Origin of the sequence: Pseudomonas sp. CC6-YY-74 (assembly GCF_002025205.1) — a bacterium.
Classification (GTDB): Bacteria; Pseudomonadota; Gammaproteobacteria; order Pseudomonadales; family Pseudomonadaceae; genus Aquipseudomonas; species Aquipseudomonas paeninsulae.
This window is the reverse complement of sequence record NZ_CP019947.1, coordinates 2,675,833-2,691,966: the sequence shown is the minus strand read 5'-3', so window position 1 is coordinate 2,691,966 and position 16,134 is coordinate 2,675,833. Positions and strand designations below refer to the sequence as shown.

General features: G+C 63.8%; 13 protein-coding genes and 1 pseudogene. 6 read left to right on the top strand and 8 right to left on the bottom strand.

Going from position 1 to position 16,134, the window contains the following annotated elements; genetic code table 11:
* The first annotated feature begins 84 nt into the window (after positions 1-84).
* A complete protein-coding gene (recJ, locus tag B2D37_RS12265; RefSeq protein ID WP_079202947.1) occupies positions 85-1,797 on the top strand; it encodes a single-stranded-DNA-specific exonuclease RecJ in 1,713 nt (570 codons plus the stop codon).
* A gap of 3 nt (positions 1,798-1,800) precedes the next feature.
* On the opposite strand, the gene B2D37_RS12260 is transcribed toward recJ, so the two are convergent.
* The 8 genes and pseudogenes from B2D37_RS12260 to B2D37_RS12225 all read right to left on the bottom strand — a co-directional run.
* A complete protein-coding gene (locus B2D37_RS12260) occupies positions 1,801-2,472 on the bottom strand; it encodes a transglutaminase-like cysteine peptidase (RefSeq protein WP_079202946.1) in 672 nt (223 codons plus the stop codon).
* 243 nt (positions 2,473-2,715) lie between these two features.
* A complete protein-coding gene (locus B2D37_RS12255) occupies positions 2,716-3,192 on the bottom strand; it encodes an ester cyclase (protein WP_079202945.1) in 477 nt (158 codons plus the stop codon).
* 181 nt (positions 3,193-3,373) lie between these two features.
* On the bottom strand, positions 3,374-4,798 hold the full coding sequence (locus B2D37_RS12250; RefSeq protein WP_079202944.1) for a gamma-aminobutyraldehyde dehydrogenase: 1,425 nt from the start codon (positions 4,796-4,798) through the stop codon (positions 3,374-3,376).
* Between the two features lie 64 nt (positions 4,799-4,862).
* Positions 4,863-5,687, bottom strand: a complete 825-nt coding sequence (locus tag B2D37_RS12245) for an ABC transporter permease (RefSeq protein ID WP_079202943.1) — start codon at positions 5,685-5,687, stop codon at positions 4,863-4,865.
* Positions 5,677-6,627 carry an ABC transporter permease gene (locus tag B2D37_RS12240; protein ID WP_079202942.1) on the bottom strand — a complete coding sequence of 317 codons (951 nt, stop codon included), beginning with the start codon at positions 6,625-6,627 and terminating at the stop codon, positions 5,677-5,679. The genes B2D37_RS12245 and B2D37_RS12240 overlap by 11 nt, the downstream gene beginning before the upstream one ends.
* A 1-nt stretch (position 6,628) precedes the next feature.
* Entirely contained in the window at positions 6,629-7,672 is a 1,044-nt protein-coding gene (locus B2D37_RS12235; protein ID WP_079202941.1) for an ABC transporter ATP-binding protein, read from the bottom strand.
* 242 nt (positions 7,673-7,914) lie between these two features.
* Complete coding sequence (gene ydcS, locus B2D37_RS12230) at positions 7,915-9,066, bottom strand: putative ABC transporter substrate-binding protein YdcS (RefSeq protein WP_079202940.1); 1,152 nt, start codon at positions 9,064-9,066, stop codon at positions 7,915-7,917.
* Positions 9,067-9,160: 94 nt separating this feature from the next.
* Positions 9,161-9,790: pseudogene (locus B2D37_RS12225) on the bottom strand (aldehyde dehydrogenase family protein); the annotation flags it as partial.
* Between the two features lie 362 nt (positions 9,791-10,152).
* Between B2D37_RS12225 and B2D37_RS12220 the strand changes: the two are divergent.
* The 5 genes from B2D37_RS12220 to B2D37_RS12200 all read left to right on the top strand — a co-directional run bounded on the left by B2D37_RS12220 (position 10,153) and on the right by B2D37_RS12200 (position 16,115).
* On the top strand, positions 10,153-11,814 hold the full coding sequence (locus B2D37_RS12220) for a GMC family oxidoreductase (RefSeq protein WP_154067088.1): 1,662 nt from the start codon (positions 10,153-10,155) through the stop codon (positions 11,812-11,814).
* Positions 11,815-11,930: 116 nt separating this feature from the next.
* Positions 11,931-13,026, top strand: a protein-coding gene (gene prfB / locus B2D37_RS12215; protein WP_154067087.1) for a peptide chain release factor 2 whose coding sequence is annotated in 2 segments (ribosomal slippage) — positions 11,931-12,002 and positions 12,004-13,026 — 1,095 coding nt in all. Because the reading frame shifts where the segments join, the coding sequence is not laid out codon by codon here.
* A 136-nt stretch (positions 13,027-13,162) separates the two neighbouring features.
* Entirely contained in the window at positions 13,163-14,665 is a 1,503-nt protein-coding gene (gene lysS / locus B2D37_RS12210) for a lysine--tRNA ligase (protein ID WP_079202938.1), read from the top strand.
* A gap of 109 nt (positions 14,666-14,774) precedes the next feature.
* Positions 14,775-15,488 (top strand): TetR/AcrR family transcriptional regulator, encoded by a 714-nt coding sequence (locus B2D37_RS12205; protein ID WP_256573074.1) that lies wholly within the window; start codon positions 14,775-14,777, stop codon positions 15,486-15,488.
* Between the two features lie 75 nt (positions 15,489-15,563).
* Positions 15,564-16,115 (top strand): hypothetical protein, encoded by a 552-nt coding sequence (locus tag B2D37_RS12200; protein ID WP_079202936.1) that lies wholly within the window; start codon positions 15,564-15,566, stop codon positions 16,113-16,115.
* The last annotated feature ends 19 nt before the right edge of the window (positions 16,116-16,134 follow it).

Here is a 16,134-nt window from a genome sequence, read left to right as displayed (position 1 = left end):
CAGGTTTATTGCCGTAGGGCGGGGGCAACCCGCCAAGCAAGGAACCCGGCGGGTTGCACCCGCCCTATACGAAAAAGAATACCCATGCGTATCGAAGCCCGACCGTTACCCGCCATCTTGCCCGATCTGGGCAATCTGCCGCCGTTGTTGACCCGCCTGTATGCCGCTCGTGGCGTGCAATCGGTGGCCGAACTGGACAAGGGCCTGGCACGGCTGATCCCTTACCAGCAGTTGAAGGGCATTGAGGCGGCGGTCGAGTTGCTGGTGCAAGCCCTGGAGCAAGGCCAGCGGATGCTGATCGTCGGTGACTTCGATGCCGATGGCGCCACTGCCAGCACGGTTGGCATGCTTGGTTTGCGCATGCTCGGCGCGGCCCATGTCGACTACCTGGTGCCGAACCGGTTCGAGTACGGCTACGGCCTGACTCCGGAAATCGTTGCAGTGGCGCTGCAGCGCCAACCGCAGTTGTTGATTACCGTGGACAACGGCATTTCCAGCGTCGAGGGCGTGGCGGCGGCCAAGGCGGCGGGACTGATGGTGCTGGTCACCGATCACCACTTGCCCGGCGCCGAGCTGCCGGCAGCGGATGCGATCGTCAATCCCAACCAACTGGGCTGCGAGTTCCCGAGCAAGGCGATGGCCGGGGTCGGGGTGATTTTCTACGTGCTGCTGGCGCTGCGCGCGCGGTTGCGCGAGCTGAACTGGTTCAGTGCGCAGCGCCCGGAGCCGAATCTGGCCGAGCTGCTCGACCTGGTGGCGCTGGGCAGCGTCGCCGACGTGGTGCCGCTGGATGCCAACAACCGCATCCTCGTGCATCAGGGCCTGGCGCGGATTCGTGCCGGCCGCGCACGGCCGGGCTTGCGCGCAATTCTCGACGTGGCCGGGCGGCAAGCGGAGCGCATCACCTCCACGGATCTGGGCTTTATCATCGGCCCGCGCCTGAATGCAGCGGGACGCCTGGATGACATGAGCCTGGGGATCGAATGCCTGCTTTGTGAAGATGAAGCGCTGGCCCGCGACATGGCGGTGCAGCTGGATCAGCTCAACCAGGACCGCAAAGCCATCGAGCAGGGCATGCAGCGCGAGGCCTTGGCCCAGCTCAAGGATCTGCCGCTGGAAGACATGCCGTTCGGTCTGTGCCTGTTCGACGCGGATTGGCATCAGGGCGTGATCGGTATTCTCGCCTCGCGCCTGAAAGAGCGTTACCACCGGCCGACCATCGCCTTTGCCGATGCCGGCGGCGGTGTACTCAAAGGGTCGGCGCGCTCAGTGGCGGGCTTTCATATCCGCGACGCCCTGGATGCCGTCGCGGCCAAGCATCCGCAGCTGATCAGCAAGTTCGGCGGGCACGCCATGGCGGCGGGTTTGTCGCTGCCTGAAGCTAACTTCGGTGCCTTTGCCGTGGCCTTCGATGCCGAGGTGCGGCGTCAGCTTGACGAAGACGACCTGACCGGGCGCCTGCTGTCCGATGGCGCCTTGTCGGTGGAAGAGTTTCATCTGCCCCTGGCCAAGGAACTGCGCAATGCCGGACCCTGGGGCCAGCATTTTCCTGAGCCGCTGTTCCACGGCGTGTTTCAGGTGGTGCAGCAGCGTCTGGTCGGTGACAAACACCTCAAGCTGGTGCTGAAGACCGAGTGCGGCGGCCAGACCCTGGATGGCATCGCCTTCAATATCGACCGCGAGGTCTGGCCCAATCCCAACGTGCGCTGGGTCGAGCTGGCCTACAAACTGGACGTCAACGAGTACCGTGGCCGGGAAAGCGTGCAGCTGATGGTGGCGCACCTGGCGCCGCGTTGACGATCAGCTCTGGTTTGCCCGCCGGCGCGCGTCATCGGCGATGACTCGCTCGCTGACATCGCTCCAGCGCGAGAGCGACTGCGGCGATTGCCCGGATTTTTGCTGCGGCGCCTTGGCCAGGAAGACCCCGTGGTTATTGAAGGCATACACCGGCAGCAGGTCGCGGCGTTCGTCGGCCAGCTTGATCTGCGGGTCGAGGTTGTCGAGGATCAGTGGCTGCGCCGTCTGACTCGGGTAGTAGGCCAGCACCATATGCGCCTGGTTGAGCGCCAGGGCTTTGACGAAGGTCAGGCGCAGTTTCTCGCTGGGCACGCCCATCTCCACCAGGCTGAAGTACTTGCTGATGGCGAAGTCTTCGCAGTCGCCGCGGCCGCGTGACAGAGTCTGCAGCGGTGTCGCCCAGTATTCGTCTGCGCCCCATATTTCGCGATCGGTCCCGTAGCTCACCGTGCGATTGATGAAGTCGTTGACCGTTTTCAGCTTGCTGCGCTCGTCCAGGACGCCGCCCTGCTCGATCAGGCTGCGCCAGCTGCTCAGCCGTGCCTGCTCGATGGCCTGATTCAGGGCGCGGACTTCTGTCTGGGCAGCGCCAAGGCAGTGGCTGGTAGCCATGCTCAGCAGGGTTGTCAGGGCAATGGAAAGCGTGCGGGCGAGGGTGACTGGAAATCGGGGCATGGTTGGGGCTGTCTGCGCTGGACTGTTGAGCCATCCATAGCCTTAACCGAGGTTTACTCGATTTGGCCGCCATCCTACCGACGTCAATTAGTAAGCGCATAGAGGCAGTGTGTGATGGAAAACACTATTTGAGGATTTCCCCCAGATTAACCGACGAACTGCGTGGGGGGTGGTGTGGGCGGGGAGGTCGTTGCGCAGGTGGCGCCGCCGGTGCGGATCGGCGGCGCGGCGGCCTTACCAGCCTTACCAGCCCAACTGCTTGTTGAAACCGAGGGCGTCGTAGTAGTCGCCCTGGTAGGCGATCTTGCCGTCCTTGATACGGATGAAACTAACCCCCTCGAAGCTCAGCGGCTTGCCGGTGGCCGGGGTTTCGGGGCCCCATGCGCCGCTGTTGGTGCCAGTGAAGACCCACTGGAAGGCGATGCCATCGGCGCCGGCGATCGGCGCGCTGGTCATCTTCCAGCTCAGGTCCGGCACGGCGCCGATGAATACCTTGATTACATTGTCGCGCGCGGCCGCCTTGCCATTCTGCGGGGTGCCGACGGTAGCATCGAAGTACACCGCGTCCTCGGCCAGAAAAGTTGCGGCCAGGTCGGCGTCGTGGGCGTTCCAGGCGGCCATGTAGCCATCGACTATGGCCTTGGCGTCATCCGCGGCCTGAACCAGGCCAGCCAGGGTGCAGATCAGAATGAAGCTGAAACTACGCAGGGTGCTTTTCATCGTTATTGCTCCAGCGCTGTAGGAGCGGCCCGGTGCAGGCCTCTCGGGGTGAGGCGAATACCTGAGCGTCACGCGCAAAGGCCAGGCAAGGCGACAGGCGGCGAGAAAGCGGAATGTACTGCAGTACATGAGCATTTCGAGCCGGCGTTCAACACCGCATGGCCGAGCGCAGTAGCTCAGGTCAGTGTTTGAACATCACGTGTCTAACCGTCGTGTAATCCTCCAGCCCGTACATCGACATGTCCTTGCCGTAGCCGGATAGCTTCATCCCGCCGTGGGGCATTTCGCTGACCAGCATGAAGTGCGTGTTGACCCAGGTGCAGCCGTACTGCAGGCGTGCGGCGAGGCGGTGGGCGCGGCCGACGTCCTGGGTCCAGACCGAGGAGGCCAGGCCATAGTCGGAATCGTTGGCCCAGGCCAGCGCCTGCGCTTCGTCATCGAACGGGGTGACCGAGACCACCGGGCCGAACACTTCGCGGCGCACGATCTCGTCGTCCTGGCGGGCACCAGCGAGTACCGTGGGTTGATAGAAGAAGCCGGGGCCGGCGACCGCCTTGCCGCCAGTAACCACCTCGATATGTCCCAGCGCGGCCGCGCGTTCGACGAAGCCGCTGGCGCGGTCGCGGTGCTCGGCGGTGATCAGTGGGCCCAGCTCGGTGGCCGGGTCGTGCTGCAGGCCGTGCTTGATACTGCCGACCGCGGCGCCCAGTTCGGCGACGAACTTGTCGTAGATACCTTTCTGCGCATAGATGCGGCAGGCGGCGGTGCAGTCTTGCCCGGCGTTGTAGAAGCCGAAGGTGCGGATGCCCTCCACCGCGGCGGCGATGTCGGCATCGTTGAAGATGATCACCGGCGCCTTGCCGCCCAGCTCCATGTGCATGCGTTTCACCGAGGCGGCGGTGCTGGAAATGATGTTTGAGCCGGTGGCGACCGAACCGGTCAGCGACACCATGCGCACCAGGGGATGGCTCACCAGTGGGCTGCCGACACTCTGGCCGCAGCCGAAGACGATGTTGACCACGCCGGCCGGGAAGATCTCGGCGAGGAACTCGGCCAGCTTCAGCGCAGTCAGCGGGGTCTGCTCGGACGGCTTGAGCACTACGGTGTTGCCGGCGGCCAGGGCCGGGGCGAGCTTCCAGGCGGCCATCATCAGCGGGTAGTTCCAGGGCGCGATGGATGCCACCACGCCGATCGGGTCGCGGCGAATCATCGAGGTGTGACCCGGTAGGTATTCGCCGGCGGCGCTGCCCTGGAGGCAACGGCTGGCGCCGGCGAAGAAGCGGAACACGTCGGCGATGGCCGGGATCTCGTCGTTCAGCGCGGCGGCGTAGGGCTTGCCGCAGTTGTTCGACTCCAGTTCGGCCAGCTCCTCGGCATGCGCCTCGATCTTGTCGGCCAGGCGCAGCAGCAACCGCGCACGGTCTTTCGGCGCGGTCTGCGACCAGCCGTCGAAGGCGGCATCGGCGGCGCGTACGGCGGCGTCCACCTGATCGCTGCTGGCCTCGTTGATCTGCAGCAGCGGAGCGCCGAGCGCGGGATTGAGGACCGCCAGGCTGGCGCCTTCACCAGCGACCAGTCGGCCATTGATCAGCAGTTTGCTTTGCATTGCGCAATCCTCCGGTTGGGGCTCTACGAATTCACAGAGGGCACGATCTCGCGCCGCTCCAGGGTCATTTACCGCCGCTGCCGGCCACGCTTTCACCGCCCTTGGTCAGGTAGTAAGCGCCGAGGATCGGCAGCATGGTCGCCAGCATCACCGACATCGCCACCACGTTGGTGACCGGTACATCGCGTGGGCGACTGAGCTGGTTGAGCAGCCACAGCGGCAGGGTGCGTTCGTGACCGGCGGTGAAAGTGGTGACGATGATCTCGTCGAACGACAGGGCGAACGCCAGCATGCCGCCAGCCAGCAGGGCCGAGCCGAGGTTGGGCAGGATGATGTAGCGGAAGGTCTGCCAGCCGTCGGCGCCGAGGTCCATCGAGGCCTCGATCAGGCTGTAGGAGGTGCGGCGAAAACGCGCGATCACGTTGTTGTAGACGATCACCACGCAGAACGTGGCGTGGCCGACGACGATGGTGAAGATCCCCGGCTGGATATCCAGGGTCTTGAACGCCGCCAGTAGGGCCAGGCCGGTGACGATGCCGGGCAGGGCGATCGGCAGGATTAGCAGCAGCGAGATGCCTTCTTTGCCGAAGAAGTCGCGGCGGTACAGCGCGGCGGCGGCCAGGGTGCCGAGCAGCAGGGCGATCAGGGTGGCCAGGCAGGCGATCTGCAACGACAGCTTGATCGACTCAAGCACATCGACCCGGGTGAAGGCCACGCTGAACCAGTGCAGGGTGAAGCCCTGGGGCGGGAAGCTGAAGGCGGCCTCCTCGGTGTTGAAGGCGTAGATGAAGATGATCAGGATCGGGAAGTGCAGGAACAGCAGTCCCGCCCAGGCCGCCAGCTTGAGGCCCCAGGAAGCCCGCTCTGATGAGGGAGTATTAGAGTGCATCGAAGGCCCCCAGGCGTTTGACGATGGACAGGTAGAGGGCGATCAGCACGATCGGCACCAGGGTGAAGGCGGCGGCCATCGGCATGTTGCCGACCGCGCCCTGTTGCACATAGACCATGCTGCCGATGAAGAAGCCGGGCGGGCCGACCAGCTGCGGCACGATGAAGTCGCCCAGGGTCAGCGAGAAGGTGAAGATCGAACCGGCGGCGATGCCCGGGATCGACAGCGGCAGGATCACCTGGACGAAGGTCTGCCAGGGCCGTGCGCCGAGGTCGGCGGAGGCCTGCAGCAGCGACGGCGGCAGGCGCTCCAAGGCGGCCTGGATCGGCAGGATCATGAACGGCAGCCAGATGTAGACGAACACCAGGAAGCGGCCCAGGTGCGAGGTCGACAGGGTGCTGCCGCCGACCCCGGGAATGTTCAGGATCAGCTGCAGCACTGGCGCCAGGCCGAGCTGGTCGACAAACCACTGGGCCACCCCGCCTTTGGCCAGCAGCAGGGTCCAGGCGTAGGCCTTGATGATGTAGCTGGCCCACATCGGCATCATTACCGCGATATAGAAGAACGCCTTGGTCTTGCCCGTGGTGTGACGCGCCATGTAGTAGGCGATGGGGAAGGCCAGCAGGGCGCTGGCCAGCGATACGGCGATGGCCATGCTCAGGGTGCGCAGGATGATGTCGTAGTTGGCTGGTCGGAACAGTGCGCTCAGGTTGTCCAGGGTCAGCTCCGGGGTCACCGTCATGCTGTAGTCGTCGAAGGTGTACAGGCCTTGCCAGAGTAGGGTCAGCAGCGAGCCGAAATAGATCGCGCCGAACCACAGCAGCGGCGGTACCAGCAGCAGCGCCAGGTATAGGTTGGGCTTGCGGTACAGCAGGTTGGACAGGCGGTGCAGGGGGCCATGGGCCGGCTGCCGGATCCGGGATTTCAACGACGCCTGCATCTCAGTGACCCTCACTCGTCGCGCCGTCCTGCAGGGCGACCATGGCCGCCCGGGCCCAGCGCGCGGTCACGGCCTGGCCCGGCTGGAAAGCCGAGGTGCCGGCCTGCCACTGATCGTTGGCCTGGCTGATGCTGAGATTCTGGCCGTTATCCAGCTGGATTTCATAGCGGGTGGCCGCGCCCTGGTACTGGATGTCGAGCAGCAGGCCGCTGACTTCCACCTCGCCGCTGGTGGCCGCCTGGTCGTCGGCGAAGCGAATGTGCTCGGGGCGGATCGAGCAGGGTAGGGCCTGGCCGGTCAGGCGTTTGGCCAGCTCGCCGCGCAGCACGTTGGAGGTGCCGACGAACTCGGCGACGAACGCGGTCGCCGGCTTCATGTACAGGTTGCGCGGGCTGTCGACCTGCTCGATGCGACCCTGGTTGAACACCGCGACACGGTCGGACATCGACAGCGCCTCGGTCTGGTCGTGGGTGACGAAGATGAAGGTGATGCCGAGCTGGCGTTGCAGCTTCTTCAGTTCGCCCTGCATCTGCTCGCGCAGCTTGAGGTCGAGGGCGCCGAGCGGTTCATCCAGCAGCAACACCCGTGGCCGGTTGACCAGGGCGCGGGCCAGGGCCACGCGCTGGCGCTGGCCGCCGGACAGTTGCGCCGGTTTGCGCGGGCCGTAGCCATCCAGGGCGACCAGGGCCAGGGTCTCTTCGGCACGGGCATAGCGCTCGCTCTTGCCCACGCCCTTGACCTTGAGGCCGTAGGCGACGTTGTCCAGCACGTTCATGTGCGGGAACAGTGCGTAGTCCTGGAACACCGTGTTGACGTCGCGCTGATAGGGCGCCAGGCCCACGGCCTCCTCGCCGTGGATGCGGATGCTGCCGGCGCTGGGCTGCTCGAAACCGGCGATCAGGCGCAGGCAGGTGGTTTTGCCCGAGCCCGAGGGGCCGAGCAGGGAGAAGAATTCGCCATCCTGGATGTCGATGGACACCCGGTCGACGGCCTTGACCTCGCCGAACACGCGCGACACACCGGTGAATTGCACTGCAAGGGTCATGTCAAAAAACTCCAGGAGAAAAAACCAGCCATCCCGCCCTGGCTGCCAGGCTTTGCCGATACGGGGCAGGGTGGATGTGTCACGGTGAAACCAACTGCTCGGGATGCGCGGCTGGATAAGGTTTTAGCCAGCCGCCATCAGATCGCTCCCCGTGTGTGGCTCACACCGAAGCTCCGTGAGCGAGCGGTTCGTGCGAGGACACAACGCGGCCCACGGACCGCGCAGCCAGCGCGATGACAGGATCAACGGCCGCCCATGATGGCGATGTAGTCCTGGGTCCAGCGGCTGTAGGGCACGTATTTTCCGCCCTCGGCCTGCGGGGTCTTCCAGAAGGCGATCTGCTCGAACTTGTCGAAGCCATTGGTCTTGCAACCTTCGGCGCCGAGCAGTTCATTACCCTGGCAGGCGGCGGGTACCGCCGGCAGGGAGCCGAACCAGGAGGCCAGGTCGCCTTGCACCTTGGGCTCCAGCGACCAGTTCATCCACTTGTAGGCGCAGTTCGGGTGCTTGGCCTCGGCGTGCAGCATGGTGGTGTCGGCCCAGCCAGTGGCGCCCTCTACCGGCACCACTGAGGCGATTTGCTGGCTTTCCGCCTGCAGGGCGTTGACCTGATACGGCCAGGAGCCCGAGGCGATCACCCCTTCGTTCTTGAAGTCGCTCATCTGCACCGTGGCGTCGTGCCAGTAACGGTGGATCAGTTCATGTTGCTGGCGCAGCAGGGCCAGGGTGGCGGCGTACTGCGCCTCGTTGAGCAGGTAGGGGTCGTCGATTCCCAGCTCGGGCTTGGTCGCCTTGAGGTAGAGCGCCGCGTCGGCGATGTAGATCGGGCCGTCATAGGCCTGGACCCGACCCTCGTTGCTCTTGCCATCGGGCAGGGTCTGCTTCTCGAACACCACCTTCCAGCTGGTCGGCGCCTCTTTGAACACGCTGCTGTTGTACATCAGCACGTTCGGTCCCCATTGATAGGGGGTGCCGTAATGCTGGCCGGCAACGGTGTGCCAGGGTGCGTCCTTGAGGCGCTCGTCGAGCGACTTCCAGTTGGGAATCAGGTCGATATTGATCGGCTGTACGCGCTTGCCGGCGACCAGGCGCAGCGAGGCGTCGCCCGAGGCGGTGACCAGGTCGTAGCCGCCCTTGGCCATCAGACTGACCATTTCGTCGGAGGTGGCGGCGGTCTTGACGTTGACCATGCAGCCGGTCTGCTGCTCGAAACCAGTGACCCAGTCGTAGCCCTTGTCGGTCTCGCCGCGCTCGATATAACCGGGCCAGGCGACGATATCCAGGCGCCCTTCGCCGGCTCCGACCGCCATCAGCGGCTCGGCGGCTTGCAGGCTGGCGCTGGCCAGCAGTGCGCTGGTCAGCGCACTCAACAAAGCGGTTTTTTGCACGAACATTGGAATTCCCTCTTGTCTATTGTTGGGTTCGGGACAGTTGCACGGCGCGTTGCTCGCCCTTGCGGGGCTGATTTTTGCTACTACCTGCGCAATCCAGTTGCTCGCCGTGGCGAGCCATGATGTGGCGCACCACGCTGTAGTCCTGCCGCGAATCGCTGGACGGATCCTTGCCGTGGCCGGAGCGCTTGAGGCCGCATGGGGCATCGCGCTGACCAGCATGAAGTGACTGTTGATCCAGGTGCTGCCGTACTGCAGACGCGCGGCGACCTGCACGGCCTTGTCCAGGTTGTCGGCCCACAGCGAAGACGCCAGGCCGTATGCGGAGTCGTTGGCCCAGTCCACCGCGGTAACCAGTTCGTCGAAACGGGTGACGGTGACCACCGGGCCGAACACCTCGCGCTGGCTGTCTGCAGCCGGCGAGCAGGGTCGGCTGGTAATAGAAATCGGGGCCGGAATGCACGGCGGCGCCGGTGACGTGCTCGATATGCGGCTGACCAAGGGCGCGCTCGACGAAACGGGCCTCTCGGTCGCGCTGGCGCGCACTGATCAGCGGGCCGATCGCGTTGTCCGCGTCCGTCTTGCGGGCAACGCGCAAGTTGCTCACGGCATCACCCAGCTCCGCGGCTAAACGGTCATGGATACTTGTTTGAGCATAGATGCGGCAGGCCGCAGTGCAATCCTGGCCAGCGTTGTAAGAGCCATAGGTGGTGCGCACGCCTTTGACTGCCAGGAGACGTGTCGATGAATGCCCGTGGTTTGCTCGATCAGCTACTCAACTCCGGTCAGGTTCTGCTGCAAAACATGGCTGGGCAAACCCCCAGCAAGGGTTCCCGGTGGTTCGGGTGGTTTGCTTTTCTCTGCGGGTGGCGGCGCATTGCCCGGGCACTCCATCCTTAGATTGCATCCGGGTTACCAGGGCGCGATAGGGTGGATGACGCTGTCGCAGACCTTGCACGGGAACATGGGATTTACCGGCCCGGTTGCCATTCACCGCGTCTATCTCAGACCAAATGATCATTCTGCCGCGCGGCCCGAGCGGCTAGGCTGGAGGTCATTGGCATCAACACGAGCATGACGAGGGCACCGATGCAGCAACTCGAGGACAGCTACGACTACCTGATCGTCGGGGCCGGACCGGCCGGCTGCCTGTTGGCCAATCGCCTGTCTGCCGATCCTGCGGTACGGGTGTTGCTGCTGGAGGCCGGCGGGCGTGACAACTATCCGTGGATCCATATTCCGGTCGGTTACCTGTATTGCATCGGCAACCCGCGCACCGACTGGTGCTATTCCACCGAGGCCGAACCCGGCCTGAACGGCCGTGCGCTGAACTATCCGCGCGGCCGGGTGCTGGGCGGCAGCTCGTCGATCAACGGCATGATCTACATGCGCGGCCAGGCCCGCGACTACGATGCTTGGGCGACGGCCGGCAATCTCGGCTGGGCCTGGGATGATGTCTTGCCGCTGTTCAAACGCACGGAGAACCATTTCGCCGGCAGCAGCGCGGTGCATGGCGCGGCAGGCGAGTGGCGGGTCGAACGCCAGCGCCTGTCCTGGCAGGTGCTGGAAGCCTTCCGTCAGGCCGCGGGGCAGAGCGGTATCGCCAGCATCGAAGATTTCAACGCGGGCGATAACGAAGGTTGCAGCTATTTCCAGGTCAATCAGCGCCGTGGCGTACGCTGGAACGCGGCGAAAGCCTTCCTCCGCGATATTCGTCAACGGCCCAATCTGCGCGTACTGACGGGTGCCGAGGTGCAGCGGGTGGTGCTCGCCGAGGGCCGCGCCGATGCGCTGAGTCTGCGCTGGCAGGGTCGCGAGCGGCTGATCCGGGCGCGCCGCGAGATCATCCTGTGTGCCGGCTCGATCGGCACGCCGGCACTGCTGCAGCGTTCGGGTATCGGTCCGCGGCCGTTATTGCAGCGCCTGGGCATCGGCGTGCAGCACGAGCTGGCCGGCGTGGGCGAGAACCTGCAGGATCATTTGCAGCTACGGCTGATCTACCAGGTCAGCGGCGTGCCGACCCTCAATCAAATCGCCGGCAGCCTGTGGGGCAAGCTGGGCATGGGCCTGGAGTACTTGTTCAAGCGCAGCGGCCCGCTGGCCATGGCGCCGAGCCAGTTGGGCGCGTTTGCCCGGTCCAGTGCCGAGCAGGCATCGGCCAACCTGCAGTACCACGTGCAGCCGCTGTCGCTGGAGCGTTTCGGCGAGCCGCTGCATGACTTTCCGGCCTTCACCGCCTCGGTGTGCAACCTGCGTCCGCACAGCCGTGGCAAGGTCGAAATACGTTCGCTGGACGTCGCGCAGGCGCCGTTGATTCAACCCAACTACCTGAGTGACCAGCGTGACTTGCAGGTGGCGGCCGATGCCATCCGCCTGACTCGACGCATCGTCGCCGCGCCGGCGCTGGCGGCCTTCAAGCCCGAGGAATACAAGCCGGGGCCGAGTTACCAGAGCCAGGAAGACCTGCAGCGGGCGGCGGGGGAGATCGGTACCACGATTTTTCATCCGGTCGGCACCTGCAAGATGGGCTCGGGGCGCGCTGCGGTGGTCGATGCGCAGTTGCGCGTACATGGTGTGCCGGGGCTGCGTATCGCCGATGCGTCGATCATGCCGAGCATCGTCTCGGGCAACACCTGTTCGCCGGTGTTGATGATCGCCGAGAAAGCTGCGCAGTTGATTCTCGAGCCGCAATCTTGGCCGGGCCAGGAGGTTAGCCTGGCGCGGCCCGTGGGCGAGGGCGTTGCCGGCTGAGCGCCCGCTGGTCTGCCGCCTGGCCAATCACGGCCGCGTGCGGGCTGCCAGAGCTAGTGCGACTACGGTATACTCGCCGGCTTTTCCGAAAGTTTTACCTGCGAGTGCCGCCAGCCATGGAAATCAACCCGATCCTGAATAGCCTCAAGGACCTGTCCGAGCGCACCCAGACTATTCGGGGGTATCTTTGACTACGATCAAAAGCATGATCGTCTAGTTGAAGTAAATCGCGAACTCGAAGACCCGAACGTCTGGAACAACCCCGAATACGCCCAGAATCTGGGGCGTGAGCGCGCCGCTCTGGCGTTGATCGTCGAGACTATCGACGACCTCGACGGCAACCTGGTCGACTCCCGCGACTTGCTGCAGATGGCTGCCGAAGAAGAAGACCAGGGCGCCGTCGACGATGTCGCGGCCGAGGTCGAGCGCCTGCGCGGCATCCTCGAGAAGATGGAATTTCGCCGCATGTTCAGCGGCGAGATGGACGCCAACAACGCCTACCTGGACATCCAGGCCGGCTCCGGCGGCACCGAAGCCCAGGACTGGGCCAACATCTTGCTGCGCATGTACCTGCGCTGGGCCGACAAGCGCGGTTTCGACGCCACCATCATGGAGCTGTCGGCCGGTGAAGTAGCCGGGATCAAGGGCGCGACCCTGCACATCAAGGGCGAGTACGCCTTCGGCTGGCTGCGCACCGAGATCGGTGTGCACCGCCTGGTGCGCAAGAGTCCGTTCGACTCCGGCAACCGTCGTCACACCTCGTTCTCGGCCGTGTTCGTCTCGCCGGAAATCGATGACAACATCGAAATCGACATCAACCCGTCGGACCTGCGTATCGACACCTACCGCTCTTCGGGCGCCGGTGGTCAGCACGTCAACACCACCGACTCGGCGGTGCGGATTACCCACGTGCCGAGCAATACCGTGGTCTGTTGCCAGAACGAACGCTCGCAGCACGCCAACAAAGACACCGCGATGAAGATGTTGCGGGCGCGCCTGTACGAGCAGGAAGTGCAGAAGCGCAATGCCGCCTCGCAAGCCCTGGAAGACACCAAGTCGGACATCGGCTGGGGGCATCAGATTCGCTCCTACGTGCTCGATCAGTCGCGGATCAAGGATCTGCGGACCAATATCGAGCGTAGCGACTGCGTCAACGTGCTCGACGGCGATATTGACGAGTACCTGGTGGCCAGCCTGAAACAGGGGCTTTAACCACACGTAATGTAGGTTGGGCCGGTCAGGCCCAACGAGCGGCGCTGCATTTGCGTAGGAGGCCGGCCCATTGGCCGGATGTTGAGCATCGCTGCGCTCAGCACCAGCCTACGATTACCAGGAAAGACCAGAGACCATGAGCGACCAACAACTCGACCAGCACGAACTGCAACAGGAAGAAAACAAGCTGATTGCCCAGCGCAAGGAAAAGCTTGCCGCCGCGCGTGAGCAGGGCAACGCCTTCCCCAACGATTTCCGTCGCGACAGCTACTGCGCGGACTTGCAGAAACAGTACGTCGATAAGACCAAGGAAGAGCTGGCCGACGCCGCTATCCCGGTCAAGGTCGCTGGTCGCATCATGCTCAACCGCGGCTCCTTCATGGTCATTCAGGACATGAGCGGGCGCATCCAGGTGTACGTCAATCGCAAGACCCTGGCGGAAGAAAAACTGGCCGAGGTGAAAACCTGGGACCTGGGCGACATCATCGCCGCCGAAGGCACCCTGGCGCGTTCCGGCAAGGGTGACCTGTACGTCGAGATGACCCAGGTGCGTCTGCTGACCAAGTCGCTGCGTCCGCTGCCGGACAAGCACCACGGCCTGACCGATACCGAAACCCGCTATCGCCAGCGCTATGTCGACCTGATCGTCAACGAGGAGGTGCGCGACACCTTCCGCGTGCGCTCCCAGGTGATCGCCCATATCCGTACCTTCCTCATGCAGCGCGACTTCCTCGAAGTGGAAACGCCGATGCTGCAGACCATTCCGGGCGGCGCCGCGGCCAAGCCGTTCGAAACTCACCACAATGCCCTGGACCTGCAGATGTTCCTGCGCATCGCCCCGGAGCTGTACCTCAAGCGCCTGGTGGTTGGCGGTTTCGAGCGAGTGTTCGAGATCAACCGCAACTTCCGTAATGAAGGCGTGTCGACCCGGCACAACCCCGAGTTCACCATGCTCGAGTTCTACCAGGCCTACGCCGATTACGAAGACATGATGGACCTCACCGAGGAGCTGTTCCGCGAGTTGGCGCAGCTGGTGCTGGGTTCGACCGACGTGCCCTACGGCGAGAAGCTGTTCCACTTCGGCGAGCCGTTCGCCCGCCTGTCGCTGTTCGATTCGATCCTCAAGTACAACCCGCAAATCAGTGCCGAAGATCTGCGCGATATCGACAAGGCGCGGGACATCGCCGAGACCGTCGGCGCCGACGTGAAGGGCTACGAAGGCCTGGGCAAGCTGCAAACCATGATTTTCGAAGAGTTGGTCGAGCACAAGCTGGAGCAACCGACCTTTATCACCCAATACCCGTTCGAAGTGTCGCCGCTGGCCCGGCGCAACGATGCAGACCCCAGCGTCACCGACCGTTTCGAGCTGTTTATCGGCGGCCGTGAAATCGCCAACGCCTATTCCGAGTTGAACGACGCGGAAGACCAGGCCGAACGCTTCCAGGCCCAGGTGGCCGACAAGGACGCCGGCGACGACGAAGCCATGCACTACGATGCCGATTTCGTCCGCGCCCTGGAGTACGGCATGCCGCCGACCGCCGGTGAAGGTATCGGTATCGACCGCCTGGTGATGCTGCTGACCAATGCGCCGTCGATTCGCGACGTGATCCTCTTCCCGCACATGCGCCCGCAGGCGTGAAGCCAAGCCGCCCTCGGGCGGCTTTTTGTTGTCTGGCGCTGAAATTATTCTGCGCAATACTGCCTAACACGAGATGTCGCTGTTTTTAGTGCCGCGAGGACGTCCAGCCGTGAGTTCCACCCCTGCCCAAGATAGCGCCACCAGTGTGGCCAATGCCGTGGCCCAGAGTGTGCAGTACCAGGGCCGCAAAACCAGCCGGCAGGGCAGCGAGCAGCGTCGTCAGGCGATTCTCGATGCCGCCATGGCCATCATCGTGCGCGATGGCGTGCGCGCCGTACGCCATCGCGCGGTAGCCACCGAAGCCGGGGTGCCGCTGTCGGCCACCACCTATTACTTCAAGGATATCGATGACCTGATCACCGATACCTTCGCCCAGTTCGTTGAACGCAGCGCTGCCTACATGGCCAAATTCTGGAGCAGCACCGAGGGTGTGTTGCAGGCGTTGCTCGACGCGCTCGATGGCAGCGTGCAGGCACGCCAGTACCTGGCAGACGAGATTGCCCGCTTGGCGCTGGAGTACGTGCGCCATCAACTGCTTAGCCGTCGTGACCATTTGCTCGCCGAGCAGGCCTTCAAACAGGAAGCCTTGCTCAATCCGCGCTTGCACGAGTTGGTGCGCGCCCATCGGCAGATTCTCTTGCAGGGCGTCAGCCAGTTTTGCCAGGTGTTGGGTTCAGCGCAGCCCGAGCAGGATGCCAAGCTGTTGACGGCGATTATTGGCTGGATGGAGTATCAGGGCCTGCTCGATGGGCTCGAGCAGTTGGATAATGAGGACATGTTGGCCATTCTTAAACGCTATATGCATGTAGTGTTGGCACTCTGAGTAGCGCCCTGCGGCCGGGGGGCTCTCAAGGATTATCTGCAGGCGTGGTCGAATTGTTTTCACAAGGAGAGCGAAATGAATGCCTGGCGCGTAGCGGTTGCCTTGTCCTTGCTGCTGTTGAGTGGCTGTCTGGTGACCTTCAACGACCCGATTCCAGCCAACGAAGCGGCGCCCATCCCTCTGCTCGGCGAATGGTCGCGCAAGGACGAATGGGGAGAGCGCTACTATCTGGACATTACCCGTGCCGGCTCCAGCCTCTACGAGGCCAGAACCTACAAGGGCAGCCCGGACAACCTCGATAGCCTGGAAAAGTACGGTTTCACCGTGGCCCATCATGGCCGGCGCTGGTATCTGTCGGCGGGTCTGCCGCAAAACTTGGGTGGCAACTTCGCCATCGCCGGTTTCGAACTGACCGCCGACAATGAGCTGGTGATCCACACCCTGGATGTCGAGCGCATCCTGCAGGAGCTTGAGGCAGGCACGTTGCAAGGCAAGTCAGTCGATACGCAGCAGGGTGAGGGGGTATTGATTACCAGCCCACTGGATGCCGTATTTGCCTATCTCGACGACCAGGCCAATTCGGATGTATTTATCGAGGTCGCGCGCTTTCAGCGCGTCGGTCCATAGTTAGTTAATGACCAAATAA